Genomic DNA, 24,244 nt, shown 5'->3' on the forward strand with positions numbered 1-24,244 from the left:
GCGTGCGCGGCAGGGCCGGCGGGCACCGATTCCGCGGTCTTCGCACGCGCGCGTGAAGGGCGCTCGGAGGGGTGCCCGAAGGGCGTACGAACGGGCGTGCGGGTGAAGCACGCCGAAAACCGTCCGCCGGGCGGGCGGCGCCCACGGGCATCCTCGCTGGTCCGGGGAGGCGCCTTTGGTGGGGCCAATGTTGGTCCGGGGAATCACGTCGCGCCCCCTGGCAGCGCGGGTGCGCGGACGGCACACTCCCCCAGAGCCACTCCCCCACACCCCCACAACTCCCCCCACTCCGGACAGGAGAGTGCGATGTCGGCCACCCCCACCCTTCTCCGCGCCGCCGTCCTCGGCGCGGCGGCCCTGCTGACCGCCGCCACGACCGCCCCCGCCGCCACGGCCTCCGCGCCCGATCCCGGCGGCGACTACAAGGCCGCCCACGACACCCTCGGGCCGCAGCGCCTGACGCCGGCCCAGCTCCGGCTCTCGGCGGTCAAGGAGGCCGCGGCGGCGAGATCGTACGAGGAGGCGGACGCCCTCGGAGCCCTCGGCACCACGGGAGCCGTGGGCGCCATGGGTGCTCCGGGCACCACGGACACCTCGGACGGCACGGGCACGACGGGCGCCCAGGGCGCGCTCGCCGGGTACAAGCTGTCCGGCGGGATCCACCAGTCGCAGCAGACCTCCTACTGGTGCGGCCCGGCCACCCTGGTCATCACCCAGTCCGCGCACGACGAGGTCGCCGGCCGCTCGCAGCGGGACGCGGCGACCCTGCTGAAGACGACCACGTCCGGCACCGCCTGGTACGGGATCGACATCAACGTGCCCGACCCCACCGGCTACCCCATGGTCGACGCGCTGAACTACCGCCTGCCCGGTGCCGGTTACGTGCCCAAGGCCCTGCCCTACACCCCCACCGCGACCGACAAGACCGCGTTCAAGCAGCACATCACCCACAACACCGACTACGACTACGCCATCGCGGGCAACGCCTGGGAGGTGCCCGGCGGGCCGCACCTGGTGGGGCACCCCAACATCGAGATCTTCCACTGGGTCGCGATCGACGGCTACAACACGGACACCGCCGCCGGCCAGGTCAACTACCTCGACCCGGTCGGCGGGGTGAGCACCAGCGTCATCTCCTGGGCGGGCCCGGTGCCCAAGTCCGCGCACATCTCCTCCGACACCCTCACGACGATCATGGGCGGCCGTGGGTACGTCTGGTAGCGCTGTGCCGTACCGCCGGGCCCGCGTCCCGGCCCCGCTCCCGGCCCTGACCCCCGCCCTGCTCCCGGCCATGCTCCTGGCGGGCGCCCTTCTCGCGGGGTGCTCGCCGGGTGGCGGGGCCCCGCCGGGCCCGCCGACCTCCGCCCCGACACGGGCCTCCGTGCGGACGGTCCCGGCCTGCGAGGTGCCCCTGCCGGACGCCTGGCAGCGGGCCTTCGCGGCCGGCGAGTACCGGCCGCCCACCGGGCAACGCGCGGTCCTCACGGACACCGGCCCCGGCTGGACGGCGCTCCAGCTCACCGGAAGCCCGGACGGGCGGCGGGCCGTGCTCGTACGGGGCGGCGGGGCCGCGCCCCGCACCCTGCTGCGGTTCGCCGACCCCGTCGAGCACCAGCTCCTCGCCGCCGACTTCGACGGACGCCGGTGGGCCGCCTTCGCCGTCCTGGAGGGCCGGACCCTCGACAGCCGGTGGAGCCTGTACGTGTGGGACGCGTCCACGGGCAAGGCCCGGCGCCTCGCCCGCGCCGACCGGCCCGGCCCGCTCCCCCGCCCGGTGGTCCGCGACGGCACGGTGGTGTGGGCGCAGGGCACGGGCGCGGGCCGGGCCACGGTGTTCGCCGCGCCGGCGGCAGGCGGCGGGCACGCGCGCGCGTGGCGCACGGCGGTCCTGGACACGCCGTTCGCGGCGGGCGGCCTGCTGGTGTGGCGGGAGTCGGCGGACGGGCACACCCGGCCGGTGGCGGTCCGCCTGAAGGACGGGCGACCGGTCGCGCTGCCCGCGCCGATCGCCGACCTCCGCGACATCCGCGCCCTCGTCTCGGACGGCACCACCTGGGCGTGGGTCGAGGGTGAGACGGCGCCCCGGCTGATGGTCTGGCGCCCGGGCGAGGCGCGCCCCTTCGCCGCCGTGACCGCCTCCCCGGCCGCGGACGGCATGGACCAGCTGCGGATCGCGGGCCGGCTCGTCACCTGGCGCACGCCGGAGACCTCGTACGCCCTCGACCTCGGACGCCCGGGCCCTGCCGCCGGCTCCGGCGCCGGCTCGTACGCGCGGATCACGCCCCCGTACGGCTACACCGCGGCCTCCGGGAACGCGCTGGCCCTCGCGTACAGCCTCGGCAACGCCAAGACCGCCGGCGCGCGCCCGGTGATCCGGGTGGTGGACGCGGCCCGGCTGCCCGGCCTTCCGGGCTGTGGCTGAGAAGGCCTGTGGCTGATGTTCGCCATGTTCGGCGGCGAGGTTTGCGAGGCGGGCGGCCGCGCCAGAGATCCACCATGTCCACACAGGTGTCCGAAGAGGTACGGGAGGCGCTCCACACGGGGCGTCCGGTCGTCGCGCTCGAGTCGACGATCATCGCCCACGGCCTGCCGCGTCCGCGCAACCTGGCGGTGGCCGAGGAGCTGGAGGCACTGGTCCGGGATGGCGGGGCGGTGCCCGCGACGATCGCGGTGCTCGACGGGGTCGCCCGGATCGGCCTCGACGCCCCGGCCCTCGCCCGGATCGCCGAGGACCCGTCGGTGCGCAAGCTCGGCCACCGCGACCTGGCGCCGGCCCTCGCGAGCGGCGCCTCGGGCGCGACGACCGTGTCGGCGACGGCCTGGCTCGCGGAGGCCGCCGGCATACGGGTGTTCGCGACCGGTGGCCTCGGGGGCGTGCACCGGGAGTGGACCGAGACCCAGGACGAGTCGGCGGACCTGCGCCTGCTCGCCGAGGTCGGCATCACGGTGGTGTGCGCGGGCGTGAAGTCGATCCTCGACGTGCCGGCGACCGTGCAGCGCCTGGAGACCCTGGGCGTGACCGTCCTCGGCTACGGCACGGAGATGTTCCCCGGCTTCTACCTCTCCTCCTCCGGCGAGCGCGTCGACTGGACCGTGCGGACCCCGGTGGAGGCGGCGCGGGTGATGCGGGCCCGGGACGAGCTGGGCGGGCCGCGCGGGGCGCTGGTCGTCGGCAACCCCGTACCGGCCGCGCGGCAGCTGGATCCGGCCCTGCACGACCGGGCGCTCGCGGCCGGGCTCGCGGCGGCGCGCGAGAAGGGGATCACGGGGCAGGCGGTGACGCCGTTCCTGCTCGAGTACCTGACGGCGCACACGGAGGGCGCGTCCCTGGAGGCGAACCTGGCGGCGGTACGGGGCAATGTGGCGCTCGCCGCCCGGATCGCCGCCGCGTACCGCGATCTGCCGTGACCGCGTCCGGGGCTATGTCCGGGGCCGGGTCCGGGGCGCTGCTGGTGGTCGGGGACGTGGTCACGGACGTGGTCGCCCGGCACGACGCACCGCTCGCGGCGGCGACCGACACGGCGGCCCGGATCCGTACCGTACCGGGTGGCGCGGGGGCGAACGTGGCGTGCTGGGCGGCGCGTTCGGGCTGCGGAGACGTGCGGCTGCTCGCCCGGGTCGGCACCGACTCCGCCTCCTGGCACGACCGGGAGCTGCGCCGTGCGGGCGTCCGTCCGCTGCTTGTCAGGGATCCGGACGCACCGACGGCGACCGTGATCGCCCTGGTCGGCGCGGACGCGGAGCGCACCTTCCTGACGGACAGCGGGGCGGCGCTGCGGCTCGCGCCCGGCGACTGGTCGCCGGCCCTGCTCGACGGGGTCGTCCGGGTGCATCTGTCGGGCTACCTCTTCTTCGCCGACCGCAGCCGCGCGACGGCCGTCCGGGTCCTGCGGGACGCCCGTGCGGCGGGCCTCCCGGTGAGCGTGGACCCCGCCTCGGCCGGTTTCCTCGCCGGCCTCGGCGCCGAGGCCTTCCTCGCCGCGACGGCCGGTGCAGCCTGCCTGCTGCCCAACGCCGACGAGGCCCGCTTCCTGACCGGCCGCCCGGACCCGGCCGAGGCCGCGGCGGCGCTCAGCCGGCACTACCCGCTGGTCGCCGTCACCCTCGGCCCCGACGGCGCCGTCCTCGCCGCCGACGGCCGCGTCACCGCCCACGTCCCGGCCCCCTCGGCCACCCCGTTCGACACCACCGGCGCCGGCGACGCCTTCACCGGCGCCTTCCTCACCGCCCTCCACACCGGCGCCTCCCCCGCCCAGGCGGCCGCGGCGGGCTGTGCGTCCGGCGCCCGCGCGGTGACGGCGGTGGGCGGCCGCCCCGGCGGCGGTACGGCCATGGGATGACACCAGGGCCTGCCCGACCCTGATCCGCCGGACAGGCCTTAGGGGGTGTCCGGAAAGTCCCTCCACCCCGTCCAGGCCGGCCTGCGCGCGTCGTCCGCGCGGATGACCGCGTCGGCGATGTCGGCCGGGGCGACCTCCGACTCGTAACGGGCGAAGGCGGGCAGCGTCCAGGCCTGTTCGGTGCGGCGGGACAGGGCACCCGGGGAGAGGCGGAGGTGGAGCTTCAGGTCGAAGGGGTACCAGTGGCCGAGCAGGAAGGGGCCGTGGAGCACCAGGACGCCGCCCGGCGGGAGGGGGACGGCGGGGCTGCGGGTGGCGCGGTCGGTGACCGGGTTCCACAGGTCGGGCAGCACCCGCCCGCTGCCACCCGGCTCCAGCGGGCCGAACACCTCGCGCCACAGCGCGCCCGTGTCGTACCAGTCGCCGTAGTACGCGTCGGGGTCCTGCTTGCCGTACTCGAAGCGCAGCGACTTCGGACGCAGGAAGCCGTCGGTCGCGACGACGAGCACCGACCGGCCGCGCAGTCGCAGCACCGCCGCCACGCGTTCGGCGAACTCCCCGCCCGACGCGGCCGGGGCCCCGTCGACGCCCACCTTGAGCCAGTCGCCGCCGTCCCCGGGCTCGGCCCGGTCGACGCGGTCGGCCACGGTGTCGGCCAGCCGCTCCCAGCTGATCGCTTCGAATCGCATCCGTCCCATCCTGCCGTACGGGTCCCGCCATCCGGTTCCCGCCGCCCGGGCTTGACCTTGCCACTGGCGGCAGGCTTCGACGATCTCCGCATGAACCACGGGAACACCACCACCACCGCACAGACACAGCCGCGGGTCGTCGTCGTGACCGGAGCCGGCACGGGCATCGGGCGGGCCACCGCCCTCGCCGCACATGCGGCGCCGGCCCCCTGACCCCGGTTACCGGCTCACGAGACGGATACCCGCTCCGTCAGCTCCGCCCGGCCCGTTTCGAGCGCCTCCGCGAGGGTGAGTCCGCCCTCCGCGAGCTCCCGGCAGGTGGCCGCGTCGGTGCGCAGCCGCACCTCGGCGTCGTCCGCGGGCCCGTCCCCGTAGGCGAACCGCCCGTCGGCCCCGCGCCGTACGTGGAACTCGCCCTCGTCCAGGGTCACGTGGACGGCCTTCGCGCCGAGGCCCGCCAGCGCGTCGAGGAGCGGGATGGCGAACCAGTGGGCGCGGACGGCGTCGGTGGGGCGCGGTTCGCCGAGGGCGGGCGCGCCCCATGCGGCGAGGGCGCGCAGCACGGGCAGCAGTTCCTGGCCGCGGTCGGTGAGTTCGTACACGTACGCGGAGACGGGCGGCGGCAGCTTGCGGCGGGTGACGAGTGCGGTGCTCTCCATGTCCTTGAGCCGGCCGGCGAGCATGTCGGTGCTGACGCCGGGGAGATCGGCGTGCAGATCGGTGTAGCGGCGCGGCCCGGCGAGGAGTTCACGGACGATCAGCAGGGTCCACCGGTCGCCGACCGCGTCGAGGGCGCGTGCTGCGGCGCAGTACTGGTCGTAGCTCCGGCGGCGGGGCGAGGGGCGCGGCGGGCGCGACTGAGCTGGCATGCGACGCAGTCTAGACATGTTGTTGGACTTTCCAAGCTCGAACTTGGTAAAACCAAGCATCAACACTTCTGGGGAGGTCGGCGCATGGAGTTCCGGCAGTCGAGCAAGCTGAGCGAGGTCTGCTACGAGATCCGCGGCCCGGTCATCGAGCAGGCCAACGCCCTGGAGGAGGCAGGCCACAGCGTGCTGCGCCTCAACACCGGCAACCCCGCGCTCTTCGGTTTCGAGGCCCCCGAGGAGATCGTCCAGGACATGATCCGGATGCTTCCCCGGGCGCACGGCTACACCGACTCCCGCGGCGTCCTCTCCGCCCGCCGCGCGGTAGCCCAGCGGTACCAGTCGATGGGTCTGACGGAGGTGGACGTCGACGACGTCTACCTCGGCAACGGTGTCTCCGAGCTCATCTCGATGGCCACCCAGGCACTCCTGGAGGACGGCGACGAGGTCCTGATCCCGGCCCCCGACTACCCCCTGTGGACCGCGGTGACCACCCTCGCCGGCGGCAGGCCGGTGCACTACGTGTGCGACGAGTCGGCCGACTGGTACCCCGACCTCGACGACATGGCCTCGAAGATCACCGACCGCACCAAGGCCGTGGTGATCATCAACCCCAACAACCCGACCGGCGCGGTCTATCCGAAGGAGATCGTCGAGGGCATCCTCGATCTCGCCCGGCGGCACGGCCTGATGGTCTTCTCCGACGAGATCTACGACCAGATCGTCTACGACGAGGCCGTGCACCACCCCACCGCCTCGCTCGCCCCCGACCTGGTCGTCCTCACCTTCGGCGGCCTCTCCAAGACCTACCGGGTGGCCGGATTCCGCTCCGGCTGGATGATCGTCACCGGCCCGAAGGAGCACGCCGCGAACTACCTGGAGGGCCTGACCATGCTGGCCTCCATGCGCCTGTGCCCGAACGCCCCCGCGCAGTACGCCATCCAGGCCGCGCTCGGCGGCCGGCAGTCCATCCACGAGCTCACCGCCCCCGGCGGCCGACTGCGCGAGCAGCGCGACCTGGCCTGGCGCAAGCTCAACGAGATCCCCGGCGTCAGCTGCGTCAAGCCGAAGGGAGCGCTCTACGCCTTCCCGCGACTCGACCCGGCGGTGTACCCGATCCACGACGACGAGAAGTTCGTCCTGGACCTGCTGCTGCGGGAGAAGATCCAGGTGGTGCAGGGCACCGGCTTCAACTGGCCTCGCCCCGACCACTTCCGCATCCTCACGCTGCCGTACGCCGACGACCTGGACGCCGCCATCAGCCGCATCGGGCGCTTCCTGGCCGGCTACCGGCAGTAGGGGCGGAGCTCTTGACCCTCCTGTTCCTGCGATGATCTGACGGATCATCGCAGGAGTGGGACAAGGGAGGCGCGAGTCCGTCATGGATGCCGCACTGATAGCCGTCGTCGGAACCCTGCTGGGTGTCATCGCCACCCACTGGTTCCAGGGCCGGGCCGCCGAGCGCACGGCCTCGCTCGCCCGGACCGAGCAGCTGCGGCAGGAGCGGATCGCGACCTACAGCGCCTTCGCGGGCGCCGTCGTCGACTACCGGCAGAGCCAGAACGACCGCTGGTTCAAGGCGCACCTGGAGCCCGGCTCCGAGGAGGCCGAGCAGTCCCGCCACGCCTCGTACCGGCAGCGCACCGCCGCCCGGCAGGCGCTCTTCCGGGTCCAGCTGATGTGCGACGACGCGGAGACCCGCCGACGCGCCGAGACCGCCTTCGAGACCACCCACTGCATGCACGAGGCCGCCGACGACGCCGAGCGCACGCGCCGCTCGGACGAGGCCAAGGAGGCCCTGGCCCGGTTCATCGAGGCCGCGGGGCCCGGCCTGCGCTGACAGCGCCCCCCACCACCGGACACGGGGGATGCGCCGGGGTACGCGCGGGTAGAACACCGGCGTGGATCTCGTCGCCCCCGTCGTGGTCGAACCGCTCCGGCGGCGCCGCTGTTCGGAATGCCGCCAGGGCCCCCTGGAGCGCATGATCGTCGAGTTCGACGCGCCCGTGTGCCTGGACTGCGCCGACCTCGGGCATCTCGTCTTCCTGCGCCGCGGGGACACCGCCCTCACCCGCCGGGCCCGCGAGGGCAGTGGTCTGTGGGCGGTGGTCGTACGGCACAACCGGCGCCGCACCCGTTACGAGCGCCAGGGCCTGCTCGTCGAGGAGGCGGCGCTGGTCCGGGCCGAGGCCGCCTGCCTCGCGGACGCCGAGGCCCGGGCGCGCCGCCGGGCCCGGGACGCGGCACGCCGGGCGGCGCGGGACGCGGAGGTCACGGCGGCCCTGGAGGCGGAGATCCTGCGCCTGTTCCCCGGCTGCCCGACCGAGCGCGCGGAGCGGATCGCCGCGCACGCCTCGGCGAAGGGCAGCGGCCGGGTGGGGCGTACGGCGGCCGGCCGGGCGCTCGATCCGGGCGCGGTCACGGCCGCGGTGCGGGCCGCCATACGGCATGTCGACACCGATTACGACGCGCTGCTGATGGCCGGGGTGCCCCGGCACCAGGCGCGGGCGCGGATCGCGCCGGCCATCGAGACGGTGCTCCGGTCCTGGCGGGCGGGCTGAGGGGCGCGTCGACGCGGCGCCCTGAACTCGGCCCTCCGGCCCGCCTCGCGGGAGCGCGCGCCGGACCTGGCCGGCCGTGGTCGGCCACGGTCGGCTGGTGCGTGGGTCGGGCCTGCCGGGCCGGCCTGGGCGTCAGGCCCAGGTGCCAGGTCCGGGCGTCAGGCCCAGGTACCAGGCCCGAGTGCCAGGTCCGGGCGTCCGGCCCAGGTGCCAGGCCCGAGTGCCAGGCCCGGGCGTCCGGTCCGGGCCGTCAGGCCTGGTCGGCCGACGCGCGGCGGGCCCTGCGGTAGAGGAGCGCGCCGCCGAGGAGCAGCGCGGCGCTGGCCGGGGCGGCGAAGCCCAGGGAGTCCGCGCCGGTGCTGGCGAGCTGCACCTTGGTGGACTGCGGGACGGGGCCCTGCTCGTGGCTCGGGGCCGGCGGCAGGTTGCGCACCGGGGTCGGCGGGTGCGGGGTCGGGGTCTCGGGGTGCTCGCACTCCTCCTCGGGCGTGGACTCGTTGACCGAGGTGTTGCCGAAGGCGGGGTTGCCGATGCCGACCACGTTCAGCGAGTTGCCGCTGAGGTTGACCGGGAGGTCGACCGGCAGCTGCAGTCCATTGCCGGACAGCACGCCCGGGGAGCCCTCGGCGCGGCTCTCGGCGGTCGCGCCGCCGCCGTTGTGGGCGCCGCCGTGCGAGGAACCGTCATGCGAGGAACCGCCGCCGGCGCGGGTGCCGGAGTCGGGCGAGCCGGTGCGCGGGGTGCCGGGCAGGTCCTTGTGCGCGGGGCTGCCGGCGTGGGCGCCGGAGTCGTCGGCCCGGGAGCCGCCGGAGCTGTTGGCACAGCTGTTGCCGGCCGCCGGGTTGAGCAGTCCGACCACGTTGACGGTGTTGCCGCAGACGTTCACGGGCACGTGCACCGGCAGCTGAACCGTGTTGCCGGAGCCGACGCCCGGCGAACCGACCGCCGCGCCCTGAGCCGCGGAGTCGGCGTGCGCGGCGCCCGCCGAGAGCGCGAGCGCGCCGCCGGTGACCAACAGTGTGGCCAGACCACTTCGGCGAATGTGCCTCATGGTTTCCTGCCTTCCGGATGTCTTCACGGGCACTCGCCCGTACCCGAAATAACGGCATCCACGAGGTGGCCGGATCCCGCACTTCTCGTGTTTCACTCCAACGAGGGAGTGTGCGGCGGGCGATCATGTCCCGACGTGCGACGTTGCCGGTGGGCTACCGTGGCGCGGAAGGGGGGTGAGCTGACCGTGGGGCAGGATCGACTACGGGTGCCGGTGGGACGCGACGCGGCGCGCTGGCGGACACGCGGGACCACCCGCACGGTGCTCTTCGTCGTCCACAACGTCACCTCGGCGACCCGACTGCTCGACGTCCTCCCCCTGTTCGACGACGCTCCCGACGTGCAGACTCTCGCGACCTGCACCGGCTCCTCACCCTTCCTCGCCGGGGTCGACGCGCTGCTCGACCGGGCTGGACTGCCGGTGGTGCCGTGGGAACAGGCGAAGGAACTGGCCGCGACGGGCGGCGTGGACCTGGCCGTCAGCGCGAGCTACGGAGGCGAACTCCAGGCCTTCCAAGGGAAGTTGACCATCCTCTCACACGGCGCCGGATACAATAAGAGGCTGGCGACACCGGACACCGGACACCGGACACCGGACACCGGAGCCGAGGGCGAGGGCGAGGGCGGTGGCGGTGCGCCCGTGTTCGGGATGGCGCCCGACTGGCTGCTGCACGAGGGCAAGCCGCTCGCCACGGCGACCGTGCTCTCCCACCCCGAACAGCTCGACCGGCTGCGCCGGGCCTGCCCCGAGGCCGCGGAGACCGCCGTCCTCGCCGGTGATCCCTGCTTCGACCGGATGCTCGCCCTCCGCCACCGGCGGCCCGCCCTGCGGCGCGCGCTCGGCGCGGGCGACGGACGCCGGCTCGTCGTCCTGAACTCCACCTGGGGCCGGGCCTCCCTCTTCGGCTCCGACGCCTTCCCCGCCCTGCTCCGGGAGTTGACGGAGACACTGCCGGTGGACGAGTACCGGCTGTGCGCCGTGCTCCACCCCAACATCGGGTACGGACACGGCCCCGGCCAGGTACGGGCCTGGCTGCGCCGGGCCGCCGCCTCCGGGCTCACCCCGATCGACCCGCTCGGCCCCTGGCGGCAGACCGTCGCGGCGGCCGACTGCGTCATCGGCGACCACGGCTCGGTCACCTACTACGCCGTCGCCCTCGGCCTGCCCGTGCTGCTCGGCACCTTCGCCGAACGGGACCTCGACCCGGACTCGCCGGTCGCCTCGCTCGGCCGGGCCGCACCCCGCCTTCGGCCCGGAGTCCCGCTGCGGACACAGCTCGACGCGGTGATCGACGGCCATGTGCCGGGACGCTACGACGGGTTCGCGGCGCTCGCGAGCTCGGACCCGGGCGGGTCGGCCGGGCTGCTGCGCACCCTGTTCCACTCCCTGCTGGCCACCCCCGAGCCCGTCCGGCCGGCCGCACTCCCCCAACTGCCCGTCCCGGGCACCGCCCCGGGCGAGGCCCGCCTCGGAACCCCGGACCTCACGGTCCCGCTCAGGGTCCTCACGCGCGTCGTCACGGACGGTTCGGCCGGCGGTCCGCCCGAGGTGGTGGTGACCCGGTACGCCGATCCCGCCACCGAACCGGTCGGCCCGGAGGCGGAGAAGGCCGAGGGCGCCCACACGGTCGTGGACGAGGCCGCCTCCGACGCGGGGCGGCTCGCGCTCGCGGACCTGGTGACCGACCGCGGCCTCGCCGCCGACCCGCCGGGCCCGCGCGCCGCGGAGCTCCTCGCGGCCCACCCGTACGCCGCCCTCGCCGCCGTCCGGACCGGCCCCGGCCGCTGCCTGGCCCGCGACCGCGCGGGCACCCTGCTGGACCTCGTCGCGCTCCCCCGCCCCGACGGCTTCCCCGACCCCGGCGACCCCTTCGCGTACGCCTCGGCCGCCCTCGCCTGGCAGGCGAGCGGCCGCCCTCTCGCCGAGCTGGCCGCGGCGGGCGTCCTCATGGTGACGACGGGCCGGGTGCGCCACCGGGTGGCGGTACGGGCCGTTCCGGCCTAGGTCGTGCTGTCGGAGTCGGTGCCGAGTTCCGCGCGCAGGGCGGCGGCACGGGGCGAGCCGAGGCGTTCGTGGAGCTCGACGGCCTCGGTGAGGAAAGCGCGGCGGTCGCCGGGTGTGGCCGCGGCGCGGGCTCGCAGTTCCGCGATGTCCGCGTCCTGGACGGGGGCCTTCTCCTGCCGCATCCGCTCGGCCGCCTCGGCGAGCACGCGGGCGGCGCGCTCGCGGTCGCCGGCCGCGAGGGCCGCCTGGCCGAGGCTGGTGAGGACCCGGGCCTGGTTGTACGTGTCGGGGACGGGCAGCTCCGCCATGAGCCGCCCGGCCCGCTCCAGGGTGGCCGCGGCCTGGTCGTGCTCGCCACGGCCGGAGAGGGCGCGGCCCCGGTGGTGGGCGAGCAGGGCGCGGGCGCGCGGGTCGTCGGTGAGGGCCTCGGCGGCGACGAAACAGGCCTCGGCCTCCTCGTACCGCCGCTGCTCCAGGCGTACCAGGCCCAGGGACTCGACCGCGGTCGCCTCGCCCCTGCGGTGGCCGCAGCGCCGGTCGGCCTCGGCGGCGGCGGTGAACGCCTGCTCGGCCTCGTCGAGGCGGCCGAGTCCCTTGAGGGCGAAGCCGAGCTGGGCGTGCATCCGGCCCTCGGCCTCGGGGGTGGCGGGGCAGCGGGCGGCGGCGCGGACGCCGAGCCGGTGGGTGGCCAGCCAGTCCTGGTGGTGGCCGTTTCGGAGGAAGAGGCTCCAGAGCGCCTCGCACAACTGCCAGGTGAGGTCGTCGAGTCCGTACTCGTCGGCGGTCCGCACCGCCTCGACGAGGTTCTCCCGCTCGGCGAGGAGCCAGTCGGCGGCCTGCTCGGCGGTGCGGGGGTCCGGGGGCAGCCGGTCGTAGGCGGGGCCGAGGTGCCAGCGGCCCGGCATGACGCGGGCGTCCGCGGCGGCGGCCTCGGCCAGGTGGTGGCGCAGCAGCCGTCCGACGGCCGCGGCGGCGCGGGCGTGGCCGTCGACGCGCAGCGCGCGGCGTTCGGCGTGGGCGCGCAGCAGGTCGTGGTGCCGGTAGCGGCCGGCGGCGTGCTCCTCCAGGAGGTGGATGGCGGCGAGTTCGTCGAGCAGGACCGCGGCCTCCGGTTCGGGGACCTCGGCGAGCACGGCGGCGGCCGGGGCGGTGAGCGCGGGCCAGGGGCGCAGCCCGCCGAGCCGGTAGAGGCGGGCGGCGCCGGGGGTGAGGTCGTCGTAGGAGGTGTCGGCCGCGGCGGTGACCGGGTCGGTGCCGGGGTCGATGCCGGACGCGTCGGCGCCGGGCTCGTCGGACGGCGCTGCCGCGGTGGCCATGTCCTGCTCCAGCTGCTGCCAGGTGAGGTGGGTGCGGACGGCGAGCCGTTCGCCGGCCATGCAGAGGGCCAGCGGGAGTCCACCGCAGCGGCGGGCGACGGCGTCCGCCTCGGCCGGGTGCGGCGCCTCGCGGCCGGACAGCCGGGTGAGGAGCAGGGCGGCGTCGGCGGGGCCGAGCGGCGGGAGCTGGATCACCCGGGCGCCGACCTCGCGGGTCAGGCCGTCGAGCCGGCGCCGGCTGGTGACCAGGGTGAGCGAGCCGGGGCCGGTGGGCAGCAGCGGCAGCACCTGGGCGGCGGAGTGGGCGTTGTCGAGGACGGTGAGCATCCGGCGGTCCGCGGTGAGGGTGCGGTACCAGTCGATCTGCTCCTGCTCGTCGGCCGGCAGATACGGCGGGGCGACGCCGAGGGCGCGCAGGAAGCGCACCAGGACGGTGGACGGCGCGGCCGCGGTGGCGGTGGCGTCGCCGCGCAGGTCGGCGTGCAGTTGCCCGCCGTCGTAGCGGTCCCGCAGGCGGGCGGCGAAGTGGAGCGCGGTGGCGGACTTGCCGATGCCGCCGGTGCCGGTGAGGACGACCACCCGGGGCGCGGGGTCCCCGTCCGGACCGGCCGCGTCGTCCGCGCCGTCGGTCCCGTCCAGCAGGGCCGTCAGGCGGGCGAGTTCGTCATGTCGGTCGGTGAAGTGACGTGCGGGGGCCGGGAGTAACCGGGGTGCGGGGCTGCCGGGCAGGATCGCCGGGACCGCGGCGGCCACGGTCAGCGTGTCGATCCGCCCGGCCTGGACGACGGGCCCGTGGACGGTCGTGGTGCCGCCGACCTCGTTGCGCACCACGGGATCCGGGGCCACGGAGCCGTACGGCACGGGGTCCGGGGTCACGGGGTCCGGGGCCTCGGGGTCGTACGGCACGGGGTCGGGGCTCATGGGCGGGGGCCGTCCGGGGCGGCGCCTCCGCCGGTGCCGCCCGTGTCGCGCGTCTCGTGGACGGTGTGCATCCGGTTGACGGTGCCGACCTGGAGGACGATGCCGTGGCTCCCTCCGGTGAGGGTGTTGTTCACGGTGGTGACGTTCTGTGGAACCGCAGCCTCGGGGCCCGTCAACTCGGCCAGGATCCGGCGCAGTTCGGCCGCCGCCTCGGGGTCGGCGAGCAGGCTGCGGCGCATCCGGGCGCGCCATTCGACGCGGGCCTCGGTGCGCGCCTCGTCGGCCGCCTCCTGGTCACCGCCCCGCTCGGCACGGACCAGCTCGTCGCGGGCGGCCTCGAGTTCGGCGCCGACGGCCCGTTCGTCTCCGCCGGAGCGGGCGGCGAAGAAGGCGGCCACCCGGGTCCTTGCCCGCTCCCAGCCGTCGCCGACCATCTGCTGGACGAGGGCCGTCGCCCCCGCCGTCGCCAGTGCCACCAACTCGGCTTCCACCGGGCCCCCTTCACCGCCTGCTGCGTCTTCCCCAGCCTATCGGTCACCACCCCAGGAGGTCGGTGATCACGCCGACCGGGTCGGCGTCCGGGGTGCCGCGCGGCCACCAGTCCTCGCGGTCGGTGTCCGACTCGTAGCCGTACCAGAGGCCGTCGCGGCCGAGGCGCAGTTGGAGCGAGCCGGTGGACAGGCGGTTGCGCCAGGGGCGGAAGGCCGGGAGGTCGGCGGCGAGCAGGGCGGGGCGGGCCCGGTCGAAGGGGCCGGCGGGCGGGTCCCAGGCCTCTTCCAGGACGGCGAGTCCGGCGGCGCCGCCCTGGCGCCAGGCGGCGACGGCCCGGGCCAGGTCGGTGGGGGTGCGGTCGAGGGCGTAGGCCAGGTCGCGGTAGAGGGCTCGGGTGGAGGCGGTGAGGCCGGAGCCGGGGTGGGCGGCGGCCAGCCGGACCGCGTCCTGCCAGGGGGTGAGGGCGGCGACGGGGTCGTGTCCGGTGGCGAGGAAGGTGTGGGCGCGGGCGGCGGCCTCCCCGGCGAGGAGGTCGAGGGCGAGCGGGTCCGGTGCCTCGGGGTCGGCGGGGAAGACGGCGGGCCGGCCGGGCCGGTCGGGTGCGGGGAACGGCGGCGGCAGCTGCGGCGGTGCGTGCCCGGTGGTCGGGGCGAGCACGGTGCGGGCGAGGACGGTGGGCAGGGCGGGGGCGGCGGGGGTGCTCTCGGCGGCGGCGTGGACGGCCTTGCGCCGGGTGAGGTCGGCGAGCAGTTCCTGCTCGTCGCGGCCGCGCATGAGGAAGAGGACGAACGGGTCCTCGTCGAGGAGGCGGGCGGCCTGGTAGCAGAGGGCGGCCGCGTGCTTGCAGGGGTAGCCGTCGTCGGGGCAGGTGCAGTCGGGGACGAGGTCGCCGGGGGCGGGCAGGAGTCCGGTGACGGCCTCCAGGGCGTGCGGCACGTCCTTGTCGAGGAGGGCGGCGATGTGCTCGGGGCGGGCGGCGGCCTCGTCGAGGAAGCGTTCCCAGTCGTCGTCGCCGAGGGTCCGCAGCCGGATCTCCGCGCGGTACGGCCGGGGGCGGCTGCCGTGCACATAGGCGACGACGCGGCCGGGGGCGACGGTGATGGCGTCGACGTGGCCGCGCTGGGCGTAGGCCTTGCCGCGGGCGAGCCGGGCCGGGTCGAGCGCGGTGTCCTCCAGGGCGTCCACCCACGCGTTGCCCCACCAGCTGGCGGCGAACCGGCCGTCGGGCGCCTCGCGCGGGGCGAACTGGGGGAAGGTGCGGCGCCGGGCCTCATGACGGGGCGGGCCGGCAGGACGGGCGGCGGCGGAGCGCGTACGGGCACGGGCGCGGGCGGCGCCGGTCCGGGGGCGGCCGGGCTCGTCGCCGGGGAGGGGGCTGCGCGGGCTCATGCGGGCCTCCTCAGGGACACCAGGTCGGCGAGCTCACGGTCGGTGAGCTCGGTGAGGGCGGCCTCTCCGGTGCCGAGGACGGCGTCGGCGAGGGCCCGCTTGGCGCGGAGCATCTCGGCGATGCTGTCCTCGACGGTGCCCTCGGCGACGAGCCGGTGGACCTGGACCGGCTGGGTCTGTCCGATCCGGTAGGCGCGGTCGGTGGCCTGCTCCTCAACGGCCGGGTTCCACCAGCGGTCGTAGTGCACGACATGGCCGGCCCGGGTGAGGTTGAGGCCGGTGCCGGCGGCCTTGAGGGAGAGCAGGAAGACGGGGACCTCGCCGGCCTGGAAGCGGTCGACCATCCGCTCGCGCTCGGCGACCGGCGTGCCGCCGTGCAGCAGCTGGGTGGGGACGCCCCGGGCGGCCAGGTGGTCCTCCAGGAGCCGGGCCATCGACACGTACTGGGTGAAGACGAGCACGGCGCCGTCCTCGGCGAGGATCGTGTCGAGGAGCTCGTCGAGCAGGGCGAGTTTGCCGGATCGGCCGGCGAGCCGGAGCCGGCCGGTCGCGGCGCGCGCGCCGGACCCGGGGGCGCGTTCCTTGAGATAGAGCGCGGGGTGGTCGCAGATCTGCTTGAGCGAGGTCAGCAGTTTCATGATGAGGCCACGCCGGGCGATGCCCTCGGAGCCCTCGATGTGCGCCATCGTCTCGCGCACCACGGCCTCGTAGAGCGAGGCCTGTTCACGGGTGAGGGCCACCGGGTGGTCGGACTCGGTCTTGGGCGGCAGCTCGGGGACGATGCCGGGGTCGGACTTGCGGCGGCGCAGCAGGAAGGGGCGGACCAGCCGGGCCAGGCGCTCGACGGCCTCCTCGTTCTCGATCTCCTCGGTGTTCTCCACGGCGCGGGCGTGCCGGGCGCGGAAGGCCTTCAAGGGGCCGAGGAGGCCGGGGGTGGTCCAGTCGAGCAGGGCCCACAGCTCGGAGAGGTTGTTCTCCACGGGGGTACCGGTGAGCGCGACCCGGGCGGGGGCGGGCACGGTGCGCAGCGCCTTGGCGGTGGCGGAGAACGGGTTCTTGACGTGCTGGGCCTCGTCGGCGACGACCATGCCCCACTCCCGCTCGGCGAGCCGGTCCGCGCTGGTGCGCAGGGTGCCGTAGGTGGTCAGGACGAAGCCGCCGTCGACTCCGTCGAGGCTGCGGTCGGTGCCGTGGAAGCGGCGGACGGGGACGTCGGGGGCGAAGCGCCGGATCTCGCGCTGCCAGTTGCCGAGGAGGGAGGCGGGGCAGACGACGAGGGTGGGGGCGGTGCGGGCGCGGCGCAGATGGAGGGCGATGAGGGTGACGGTCTTGCCGAGCCCCATGTCGTCGGCGAGGCAGCCGCCGAGGCCGAGCGAGGTCATGAGGTCGAGCCAGGCGAGGCCGCGCAGCTGGTAGTCGCGCAGGGTGGCGTCGAGTCCGGGCGGCGGGGGCACGTCCTCGGGGCCGGCGAGCAGCCGGTCACGGAGGGCGGCGAGGGCGCCGACGGGGACGGCGGGCACGGTCTCCCCGTCGAGCTCGGCGGTGCCGGTGAGGGCGACGGCGAGCGCGTCGACCGGCTGCAGCAGGCCGAGTTCGCGCTTGCGGGCCTTGCGGACGAGGTCGGGGTCGACGACCACCCACTGGTCGCGTAGCCGTACGACGGGCCGGTGGGCCTCGGCGAGAGCGTCCATCTCGCGGGTGGTGAGCGGGTCGCCGTCGAGGGCGAGCTGCCAGTTGAACCGCAGCAGTTCGGTGCTGTCGAAGAAGGCGGTGCCGTCGGTGGCGGAGCCGGGCGCGGCGCGGTCGGGGCGGACCACGGCCGAGGCGGTGAGGGAACGGGCCAGGTCACGGGGCCAGTGGACGGCGACCCCGGCGTCGGCGAGCCGGGCGGCGGCCGGGCCCAGGAGCTCGTACAGCTCGTCCTCGGTCACGGACATCACGTCCGGCACCTGCCGCTCGAGGAGGCGGCCGAGCGGCGGCCAGACGCGGGCGGCGCGGCGCAGGGCGAGGACGGCGTCGATGCGGGCGCGGGGTCCGAAGCGCTCGTCGCCCTCGCCGGCCCACAGGGCGCCGGCGTCGATGACGAGGGTGGGGTCGGCGAGGCTGTGCACCTGGAGGAGTGCGGCGGCGGCCTGCCGCTCCTCGCCGTCGGTGGTGTCGGCCGGGCCGGACAGGTCGAAGAGTTCGAAGGGTGACAGGTCGAGGCGGAGTGAGATCCGCACGCCCGCGTCCATGCCGGCGGCGGCCTCGGCGGCCCAGGCCCGCGCGCCGGGCAGCCGGCTGGGCTCGCGGGCGGCGAACGGGGCTCCGGCGGCGTGCGGCGCGGCGGGGGTGCGGGGCAGGGTGTCGGCGACGGCGTCGAGGAAGGCGCGGACCAGGGCCTCGGGCTCGGGCAGCCGGAGCGGGCCCCGGCCGGGCACGGGCACGGCGTGGGCCTCGTAGGGCATGGCGGCGGCGACGGCCCGCAGATGGGCGATGTCGTCGGCGTCGAGCGGTCCGGCCCGCCAGGCGTCCTCGTCGTCGGCGGTCAGTCCGGGCAGCAGCCGGCCGCGGGCGACCAGGTGCAGGGCGTGCAGGGCGGCGGCGCCCCAGCAGGCGGTCGCGGGGTGCGCGGCGGGGTGGTGGCGGGCGGCCACCAGGTGGGGCAGGGCGTCGGCGACGGGCAGCAGCACGGCGGGCACGGTCCGGGTGCGGGCCCCGGTGCCGTGCCGCCGCACGACGGTGAGCTCGCCCCGCTCGGCGGAGGCGGGCAGGACCGGAGCTCCGTCGGGTCCGGGCCGCTCACCGGGCAGCGGCCCGCCGTCGGGGGCCCACAGGGCGATGCGGCCGTCCCGGGGCAGGGCGGCGGGCAGGAAGACGGCGGCGCCGCCGGTGAGGACTGTGGTCACGGCGCTGCTCACCTCCCGTTCCGTGTTCCGCGTTCCGTGTTCCGTGACGGATTCCGACTGGACCTCCGACCTTACGGGTGGGGTCTGACAACGGCCCCGCGCCACGGTTCGCCCGACCGGCCCATCCGGACATGACACCCGACCGGGGAGGGGTCAGGGTGACGAAGAAACAGGCCTCGGCCGCCCACGCCCGACAGACGAGGAATCCCGCCATGTCCCTTCACCGGCGTCTCTCCATCGCCAGCGGGGCCGCCCTGCTCACGCTCGCCCTCACCGGCTGTTCGGGCCTCGGCCGCACCATGGTGGGCACGCTCACCTACGAGACCGGCCGCGACGTCGTGGTGAGGGTGACCAGCCCCTCGGTGAACGGCTGTCATCGGCTCGCGCCGTCGGGTGCGACCCGGGTGGAGAACGCGACGCTGGTGGACATCCAGCTCTACCGGACGCGGGACTGCACGGGCAAGGACCCCATCTACCTGGCGACCACGTTGACGGACGAGATCGTGCCGGGCACGCTGCCCTGGCGCAGCTACAGCGTCATCCACTGACGCCCGGGACGGGGCGGGCGAGCACCCAGGTGCCATCGTCGGTGAGGTAGCGCTCGACGGCGAGCCCGGCCTCGGCGAGATGCCCCTCGAAGGCTTCGGGGGTGAGCCGGCGGGACAGGAAGGTCTGGGTCCAGCGCGCGTCCGGGAAGACGTATTCGCACAGCACCCGGTCGACGCCGTCGCCGACGGGGTCGGTGGCCGCGATCCGTACGGTGTAGCCGGCCGGGTCGTGCCGCTCGCGCGGCACGTCGTCGTGGTAGTCGGCGCCCTCGCGCTGGACGAGGACGTGCCCGTCGTCCTTCACGTGCCGCCGACAGGTCTCCAGGAGGCCCTGCCGGGTGCGGTGGTCGGCGCTGTGGACGAGGAACGAGCCGAGCACGACGGCGTCGAACCGCCTGGGCAGCCGCAGCTCCTCGATGGGGCTGAGCACGGTCTCGACGTCCGGGGCGCGCTCGCCGACGACGGCGAGCATCTCGGCCGACTCGTCGACGGCGGTCACGGCGAAGCCGCGCTCGGCGAGGGGTACGGTCACCCGGCCCGCGCCGCTGCCCAGCTCCAGGAGGGTGGCGCCGGCCGGCAGTGCGGCCTCGATCACCTCGGGCTCGGTGCCGACCGCCAGCCGCCGGTAGAGGTCGACGGCGCAGCCGTCCGGGGTGATCGGCCCGGGACCGGTCCCGCCGTGTCCGGTGCGCTTCCGGCCATCCGTCCTGTCTGTCCGGTCCGTGTTCCGCTGTTCGCTCATGTCCTGTCACGTCCTCCGGTCGAGTGCTGCTTTCGGATCGCGCGTGGGGGGTGGATCCTGGAAAGTGCCCGAGGGGGTCACCTCACCCGGGAGATGCGAGTCATGCGTACGGGGAGTGAACCGGCGACCGCTCGCAGTGCGCTGCGGCTGCGGTTCTGGCTGAGCCTGTGGGGTGTCCTGTGGGCCGGTTTCGGTACGACGGTGTTCTCACTGGTCGAACGGCCGGGCTGGGCGGCGGCGTGCGGCGTGCTGTTCGTCGTGGCGGCCGTCGACCTGATCATGGTCGCCCACCACATCCGGCAGGGCCCGCACTGGCAGCCGGGGCGTGACATCCCGCCGTACGAACCCGATCACGGCGGCCGCGGCCGCTGAGGTCCGGCCGGTCGGCGCCCCGGCCGAGGGCGGCGGCTCAGGCCTCTGCCGGACCGAACCGGGCCGCCTCCAGATACTCCGGCTTGGGGTCGAGGGCGGCGGCGAGCCGGAAGTGGCGCAGGGCCTGGTCGGGACGGCCGGAGCGCTCGAAGGTGCGGGCGAGCGCGAAGTGCGCGAAGGCGTTGTCCGGCTCCCGCTCCAGGACCAGTCCGAACTCGAGCTCGGCCGAGCGCAGTTGGGCGGCGGCGAAGAAGGCGCGGGCGCGCAGCAGACGGGCCGCTGTGTTCTCGGGGTGGGCGGCGATCACCGAGTCGAGGAGTTTGACCGCGCCTCTCGGGTCCCGGGCGGCGAGCAGCTGCTCGGCGGCCCGGTAGTCGATGACGTGGGTCTCCGGGGTGCTCTCGGCCACGGCGTATTCCTTCCCCTCGTTCCGGCGGTTCAACAGCGGGCACGGTGACCGTATTCCGCGGGGAGGGCGTGGTGCCGGGGCCTCCCGTGGTGGGCATTCCTACCCAGTCCACGGGCACTTGCGACCCGCGGAGCCGTGGCGTTTTCCCGTCAGCGGGCGTCCACGGCTCGCTGACGGAGCTCCTCCCAGACCTTGCGCACCTGCGGTTCGAGCGCCTCAAGGGGGCCGTCGTTGTCGATGACGAGGTCGGCGACGGCCCACCGCTGGGCCCGGGTGGCCTGGGCGGACATACGGGCGCGGGCCTCGTCCTCGGTCATGCCGCGCAGCCGGACCAGGCGCTCGAGCTGGGTCTCGGGGGCGGCGTCCACGACCACGACGAGGTCGTAGAGCGGGGCGAGGCCGTTCTCGGTGAGCAGCGGCACGTCGTGGATCACGACGTCGTCGGGGCCGGCCCGGCCCTCCAGTTCGGCGGAGCGGGCGCCGACGAGAGGGTGCACGATCGCGTTGAGGGCGGCGAGCCGCTCAGGGTCGCCGAACACGATGGCGCCGAGCCCGGGCCGGTCGAGGGTGCCCTCGGGGGTGAGGATGCCCTCGCCGAACTCGGCGACGACGGCGGCGAGCCCGGGGGTGCCGGGCTCCACGACCTCGCGCGCGATCCGGTCGGCGTCGATGAGGACGGCGCCGTACGAGACGAGCAGCCGGGACACTTCGCTCTTGCCGGCGCCGATACCGCCGGTCAGGCCCACCTTCAGCATGAGCGGCAGCTTAGATCGCGTGGCCCGGCGGTTACGCGTCGCCCTCCCGTTCGGCGAGGAAGCGCTCGAACTCGCGGCCCAGCTCGTCCGCGGAGGGCAGGTCGACGGGCTCGGCGACCAGGCTGCCGCGGGTCTCGGCGCCGGCCACCGCGTCGTACTGGTGCTCCAGGCCCTGGACCAGGGTGATCAGCTCCTCGTCGCCCTCGCCGATCTGGCGGTCGATCTCGGTCTGGGTGCGGCGGGCCTCGGTGCGCAGGGCGTGCGCGACGCCGGGCAGGACGAGGCCGGTGGCGGCGGTGATCGCCTCCAGGGCGGTGAGGGCGGCGTCCGGGTACGGGGAGCGGGCCACGTAGTGCGGGACGTGGGCGGCGACGCCGAGGGTGTCGAAACCGGCCTCGCCGAGGCGGAACTCGATGAGCGACTCGGCGCTTCCGGGCACCTGGGCCTCGTCGAAGGGGCTGCGGTGGCCGGGCATGAGGTCGACGCGGTTGCCGTGCGGGGTCAGGCCGACCGGGCGGGTGTGCGGAACGCCCATGGGGATGCCGTGGAAGTTCACGGCGAGGCGCACGCCCAGGCGCTCGACGACCTGGCCCACGGCGGCGGCGAACCGCTCCCACTCGACGTCCGGCTCGGGCCCGGAGAGCAGCAGGAAGGGGGCACCGGTGGCGTCCTGGACGAGGCGGACCTCGATCGCCGGGGTCTCGTAGGCGGTCCAGCGGTCACGGCGGAAGGTCAGCAGGGGACGGCGGGCGCGGTAGTCCACGAGCCGGTCGTGGTCGAAGCGGGCCACGACCTGGTGGGGCAGGGTGTCGAGCAGGCGCGTGACGATCTGTTCGCCGGTCTCGCCGGCGTCGATGTAGCCGTCGAAGTGGTAGAGCATGACCAGTCCGGCCGACTCCTGGGCCAGGGCCAGGTCGACCACGGCCAAGCCCTTCTGGTCCCATTCGTACAAATCCTGGGGATCAAGCACGATTTCCGCTCCTCCTCGCGTTCTCTCCCCTCAACACCCTCCGCTCCACGCCCATTCCCGTCGGTCGCGGTGTGCTCCGAGCGGGTTTCCACACCAAGACCGGCCACCAGTCCAGAGCTTGGCATGCCCGCATCAGAAGACGGCACTGGCCGACGTCCACCCCGTCACCCCCTGAGAAACGACCGAGGCCCGCCTCCCCGAAGGGAGACGGGCCTCGACGCTAGCTACTGGAGCTCAGCGGTGAGCCTGTTCAGCTCTGGCCGCCGGCCAGCTTCTCGCGCAGGGCGGCGAGGGCCTCGTCCGACGCCAGGGCGCCGGCGTTGTCGTCCGACTCCGAGGAGTAGGAGCCACCGGTCGGCGCGGCGGCCGGAGCGGCGGCGCCACCCTCGGCAGCAGCGGCCTCGTCGGCCTCGCGGGACTTGATGACCTGAGCCTGGTGCTGCTCGAAGCGCTGCTGCGCCTCGGCGTACTGGGTCTCCCAGGCCTCGCGCTGGGTCTCGTAGCCCTCGAGCCAGTCGTTGGTCTCGGGGTCGAAGCCCTCGGGGTAGATGTAGTTGCCCTGGTCGTCGTAGGACGCGGCCATGCCGTACAGGGTCGGGTCGAACTCGACCGAGGCCGGGTCGGCACCGAAGGACTCGTTGGCCTGCTTCAGCGAGAGGCTGATGCGACGACGCTCGAGGTCGATGTCGATGACCTTGACGAAGATCTCGTCGTTGACCTGGACGACCTGCTCCGGGATCTCCACGTGGCGCTCGGCCAGCTCGGAGATGTGGACCAGACCCTCGATGCCCTCGTCCACGCGGACGAACGCACCGAACGGAACCAGCTTCGTGACCTTACCCGGGACGACCTGGCCGATCTGGTGGGTACGGGCGAACTGCTGCCACGGGTCCTCCTGGGTCGCCTTCAGCGACAGGGAGACGCGCTCGCGGTCCATGTCCACGTCGAGAACCTCGACGGTGACCTCCTGGCCGACCTCGACGACCTCGGACGGGTGGTCGATGTGCTTCCAGGACAGCTCGGAGACGTGAACCAGACCGTCGACGCCACCCAGGTCCACGAAGGCACCGAAGTTGACGATCGAGGACACGACGCCGGAGCGGACCTGACCCTTCTGGAGGGTCGTGAGGAAGGTCTGGCGGACCTCGGACTGGGTCTGCTCGAGCCAGGCGCGGCGGGACAGGACCACGTTGTTGCGGTTCTTGTCCAGCTCGATGATCTTCGCCTCGAGCTCCTTGCCCACGTAGGGCTGGAGGTCGCGGACGCGACGCATCTCGACCAGGGAGGCCGGGAGGAAGCCGCGGAGGCCGATGTCGAGGATGAGACCACCCTTGACGACCTCGATGACGGTACCGGTGACGATGCCGTCCTCTTCCTTGATCTTCTCGATGGTGCCCCAGGCACGCTCGTACTGGGCGCGCTTCTTCGAGAGGATCAGGCGGCCTTCCTTGTCCTCCTTCTGGAGGACCAGGGCCTCGATCTCGTCGCCGACCTTGACGACCTCGTTCGGGTCGACGTCGTGCTTGATCGAGAGCTCGCGGCTCGGGATGACACCTTCGGTCTTGTAACCGATGTCGAGCAGGACCTCGTCCCGGTCGACCTTCACGATGACGCCGTCGACGATGTCGCCGTCGTTGAAGTACTTGATCGTCTCGTCGATCGCGGCGAGGAAGGCTTCCTCGTTACCGATGTCGTTGACCGCAACCTGCGGGGTGGTGGCGGTGGTCTCGGTGCTGCTCGTCATGTGGGAAAGGGCTCCGGTTACGGACAGAAAGTCGTAGGTACTGCTACGCCGAGAGCCCGTATCGCACTGATGAAGCCAGACAGCCAATGAAGCGCCTTTCCCGCAGAACGGGGGGCGCCTCGAAAACCGAGGGGACTGCAACAGGTGCGAGCGCGGCCTGCTCCGTCTGAGGCGCGCAGGCCCGCAG

At 74.7% G+C, this 24,244-nt stretch carries 23 protein-coding genes; 11 read left to right on the forward strand and 12 right to left on the reverse strand.

From position 1 onward, the window contains the following. Positions 1 to 306: 306 nt before the first annotated feature. The 4 genes from AB0M18_RS10230 (at position 307) to AB0M18_RS10245 (ending at position 4,340) form a co-directional block, all read left to right on the forward strand. The gene (locus tag AB0M18_RS10230) at positions 307 to 1,221 is read left to right on the forward strand and encodes a hypothetical protein (protein ID WP_365756388.1); all 915 of its coding nucleotides are present in this window, start codon (positions 307 to 309) and stop codon (positions 1,219 to 1,221) included. Further along, on the forward strand, positions 1,205 to 2,422 hold the full coding sequence (locus tag AB0M18_RS10235) for a hypothetical protein (RefSeq protein WP_365756389.1): 1,218 nt from the start codon (positions 1,205 to 1,207) through the stop codon (positions 2,420 to 2,422). Before AB0M18_RS10230 ends, AB0M18_RS10235 begins: the two co-directional genes overlap by 17 nt. Positions 2,423 to 2,496: 74 nt before the next feature. Further along, complete coding sequence (locus AB0M18_RS10240) at positions 2,497 to 3,408, forward strand: pseudouridine-5'-phosphate glycosidase (protein WP_365756390.1); 912 nt, start codon at positions 2,497 to 2,499, stop codon at positions 3,406 to 3,408. A gap of 14 nt (positions 3,409 to 3,422) precedes the next feature. After that, a complete protein-coding gene (locus AB0M18_RS10245) occupies positions 3,423 to 4,340 on the forward strand; it encodes a PfkB family carbohydrate kinase (protein WP_365756581.1) in 918 nt (305 codons plus the stop codon). Positions 4,341 to 4,378: 38 nt separating this feature from the next. Here the strand turns inward: AB0M18_RS10245 and AB0M18_RS10250 are convergent, their stop codons facing one another. Further along, a complete protein-coding gene (locus tag AB0M18_RS10250; protein ID WP_365756391.1) occupies positions 4,379 to 5,029 on the reverse strand; it encodes a uridine kinase in 651 nt (216 codons plus the stop codon). Between the two features lie 90 nt (positions 5,030 to 5,119). On the opposite strand from AB0M18_RS10250, the gene AB0M18_RS10255 reads away from it, so the two are divergent. After that, positions 5,120 to 5,242: a hypothetical protein gene (locus AB0M18_RS10255; protein ID WP_365756392.1), complete on the forward strand. Its 123-nt coding sequence runs from the start codon at positions 5,120 to 5,122 to the stop codon at positions 5,240 to 5,242. A gap of 14 nt (positions 5,243 to 5,256) precedes the next feature. On the opposite strand, the gene AB0M18_RS10260 is transcribed toward AB0M18_RS10255, so the two are convergent. Next, positions 5,257 to 5,898, reverse strand: coding sequence for a winged helix-turn-helix transcriptional regulator (locus AB0M18_RS10260; RefSeq protein ID WP_365756393.1), 642 nt, complete (start codon positions 5,896 to 5,898; stop codon positions 5,257 to 5,259). Positions 5,899 to 5,982: 84 nt separating this feature from the next. Here AB0M18_RS10260 and AB0M18_RS10265 point away from each other — a divergent pair, with 84 nt between their 5' ends. From AB0M18_RS10265 to AB0M18_RS10275, 3 genes are all read left to right on the forward strand, one after another. Next, positions 5,983 to 7,194 carry a pyridoxal phosphate-dependent aminotransferase gene (locus tag AB0M18_RS10265; protein WP_365756394.1) on the forward strand — a complete coding sequence of 404 codons (1,212 nt, stop codon included), beginning with the start codon at positions 5,983 to 5,985 and terminating at the stop codon, positions 7,192 to 7,194. A gap of 82 nt (positions 7,195 to 7,276) precedes the next feature. Further along, on the forward strand, positions 7,277 to 7,735 hold the full coding sequence (locus AB0M18_RS10270; protein ID WP_365756395.1) for a hypothetical protein: 459 nt from the start codon (positions 7,277 to 7,279) through the stop codon (positions 7,733 to 7,735). A 61-nt stretch (positions 7,736 to 7,796) separates the two neighbouring features. Further along, the gene (locus tag AB0M18_RS10275; protein ID WP_365756396.1) at positions 7,797 to 8,456 is read left to right on the forward strand and encodes a DUF2293 domain-containing protein; all 660 of its coding nucleotides are present in this window, start codon (positions 7,797 to 7,799) and stop codon (positions 8,454 to 8,456) included. A gap of 250 nt (positions 8,457 to 8,706) precedes the next feature. Here AB0M18_RS10275 and AB0M18_RS10280 read toward each other — a convergent pair whose 3' ends face one another. Next, complete coding sequence (locus AB0M18_RS10280) at positions 8,707 to 9,507, reverse strand: chaplin (protein WP_365756397.1); 801 nt, start codon at positions 9,505 to 9,507, stop codon at positions 8,707 to 8,709. Between the two features lie 207 nt (positions 9,508 to 9,714). Here AB0M18_RS10280 and AB0M18_RS10285 point away from each other — a divergent pair, with 207 nt between their 5' ends. Further along, on the forward strand, positions 9,715 to 11,511 hold the full coding sequence (locus AB0M18_RS10285; protein ID WP_365756398.1) for a hypothetical protein: 1,797 nt from the start codon (positions 9,715 to 9,717) through the stop codon (positions 11,509 to 11,511). Here the strand turns inward: AB0M18_RS10285 and AB0M18_RS10290 are convergent. The 4 genes from AB0M18_RS10290 to AB0M18_RS10305 are packed head-to-tail and all read right to left on the reverse strand — an operon-like array spanning position 11,508 to position 18,517. Continuing rightward, the gene (locus tag AB0M18_RS10290; RefSeq protein WP_365756399.1) at positions 11,508 to 13,748 is read right to left on the reverse strand and encodes an NB-ARC domain-containing protein; all 2,241 of its coding nucleotides are present in this window, start codon (positions 13,746 to 13,748) and stop codon (positions 11,508 to 11,510) included. The genes AB0M18_RS10285 and AB0M18_RS10290 overlap by 4 nt on opposite strands. Further along, complete coding sequence (locus tag AB0M18_RS10295; protein WP_365756400.1) at positions 13,745 to 14,239, reverse strand: hypothetical protein; 495 nt, start codon at positions 14,237 to 14,239, stop codon at positions 13,745 to 13,747. The genes AB0M18_RS10290 and AB0M18_RS10295 overlap by 4 nt, the downstream gene beginning before the upstream one ends. A gap of 43 nt (positions 14,240 to 14,282) precedes the next feature. Beyond that, positions 14,283 to 15,629: an SWIM zinc finger family protein gene (locus AB0M18_RS10300; protein ID WP_365756401.1), complete on the reverse strand. Its 1,347-nt coding sequence runs from the start codon at positions 15,627 to 15,629 to the stop codon at positions 14,283 to 14,285. Continuing rightward, the gene (locus AB0M18_RS10305) at positions 15,626 to 18,517 is read right to left on the reverse strand and encodes a DEAD/DEAH box helicase (protein ID WP_365756402.1); all 2,892 of its coding nucleotides are present in this window, start codon (positions 18,515 to 18,517) and stop codon (positions 15,626 to 15,628) included. Before AB0M18_RS10305 ends, AB0M18_RS10300 begins: the two co-directional genes overlap by 4 nt. Before the next feature lie 212 nt (positions 18,518 to 18,729). On the opposite strand from AB0M18_RS10305, the gene AB0M18_RS10310 reads away from it, so the two are divergent. Then, positions 18,730 to 19,065, forward strand: coding sequence for a hypothetical protein (locus AB0M18_RS10310; RefSeq protein WP_365756403.1), 336 nt, complete (start codon positions 18,730 to 18,732; stop codon positions 19,063 to 19,065). Here the strand turns inward: AB0M18_RS10310 and AB0M18_RS10315 are convergent. Then, complete coding sequence (locus tag AB0M18_RS10315; RefSeq protein WP_365756404.1) at positions 19,055 to 19,807, reverse strand: class I SAM-dependent methyltransferase; 753 nt, start codon at positions 19,805 to 19,807, stop codon at positions 19,055 to 19,057. The genes AB0M18_RS10310 and AB0M18_RS10315 overlap by 11 nt on opposite strands. Positions 19,808 to 19,909: 102 nt before the next feature. On the opposite strand from AB0M18_RS10315, the gene AB0M18_RS10320 reads away from it, so the two are divergent. Further along, complete coding sequence (locus tag AB0M18_RS10320; RefSeq protein ID WP_365756405.1) at positions 19,910 to 20,179, forward strand: DUF6343 family protein; 270 nt, start codon at positions 19,910 to 19,912, stop codon at positions 20,177 to 20,179. Between the two features lie 37 nt (positions 20,180 to 20,216). Here the strand turns inward: AB0M18_RS10320 and AB0M18_RS10325 are convergent, their stop codons facing one another. The 4 genes from AB0M18_RS10325 to rpsA all read right to left on the reverse strand — a co-directional run bounded on the left by AB0M18_RS10325 (position 20,217) and on the right by rpsA (position 24,057). Beyond that, positions 20,217 to 20,588, reverse strand: coding sequence for a tetratricopeptide repeat protein (locus AB0M18_RS10325; RefSeq protein WP_365756406.1), 372 nt, complete (start codon positions 20,586 to 20,588; stop codon positions 20,217 to 20,219). A gap of 149 nt (positions 20,589 to 20,737) precedes the next feature. Further along, complete coding sequence (gene coaE, locus AB0M18_RS10330) at positions 20,738 to 21,343, reverse strand: dephospho-CoA kinase (protein ID WP_365756408.1); 606 nt, start codon at positions 21,341 to 21,343, stop codon at positions 20,738 to 20,740. Between the two features lie 31 nt (positions 21,344 to 21,374). After that, the gene (locus tag AB0M18_RS10335; RefSeq protein WP_365756409.1) at positions 21,375 to 22,313 is read right to left on the reverse strand and encodes a PAC2 family protein; all 939 of its coding nucleotides are present in this window, start codon (positions 22,311 to 22,313) and stop codon (positions 21,375 to 21,377) included. Between the two features lie 250 nt (positions 22,314 to 22,563). After that, positions 22,564 to 24,057 (reverse strand): 30S ribosomal protein S1, encoded by a 1,494-nt coding sequence (gene rpsA, locus AB0M18_RS10340; protein ID WP_365756410.1) that lies wholly within the window; start codon positions 24,055 to 24,057, stop codon positions 22,564 to 22,566. Between the last annotated feature and the right edge of the window lie 187 nt (positions 24,058 to 24,244).

Origin of the sequence: Streptomyces sp. NPDC051909 (genome assembly GCF_040681095.1) — a bacterium.
GTDB lineage: Bacteria > Actinomycetota > Actinomycetes > Streptomycetales > Streptomycetaceae > Streptomyces.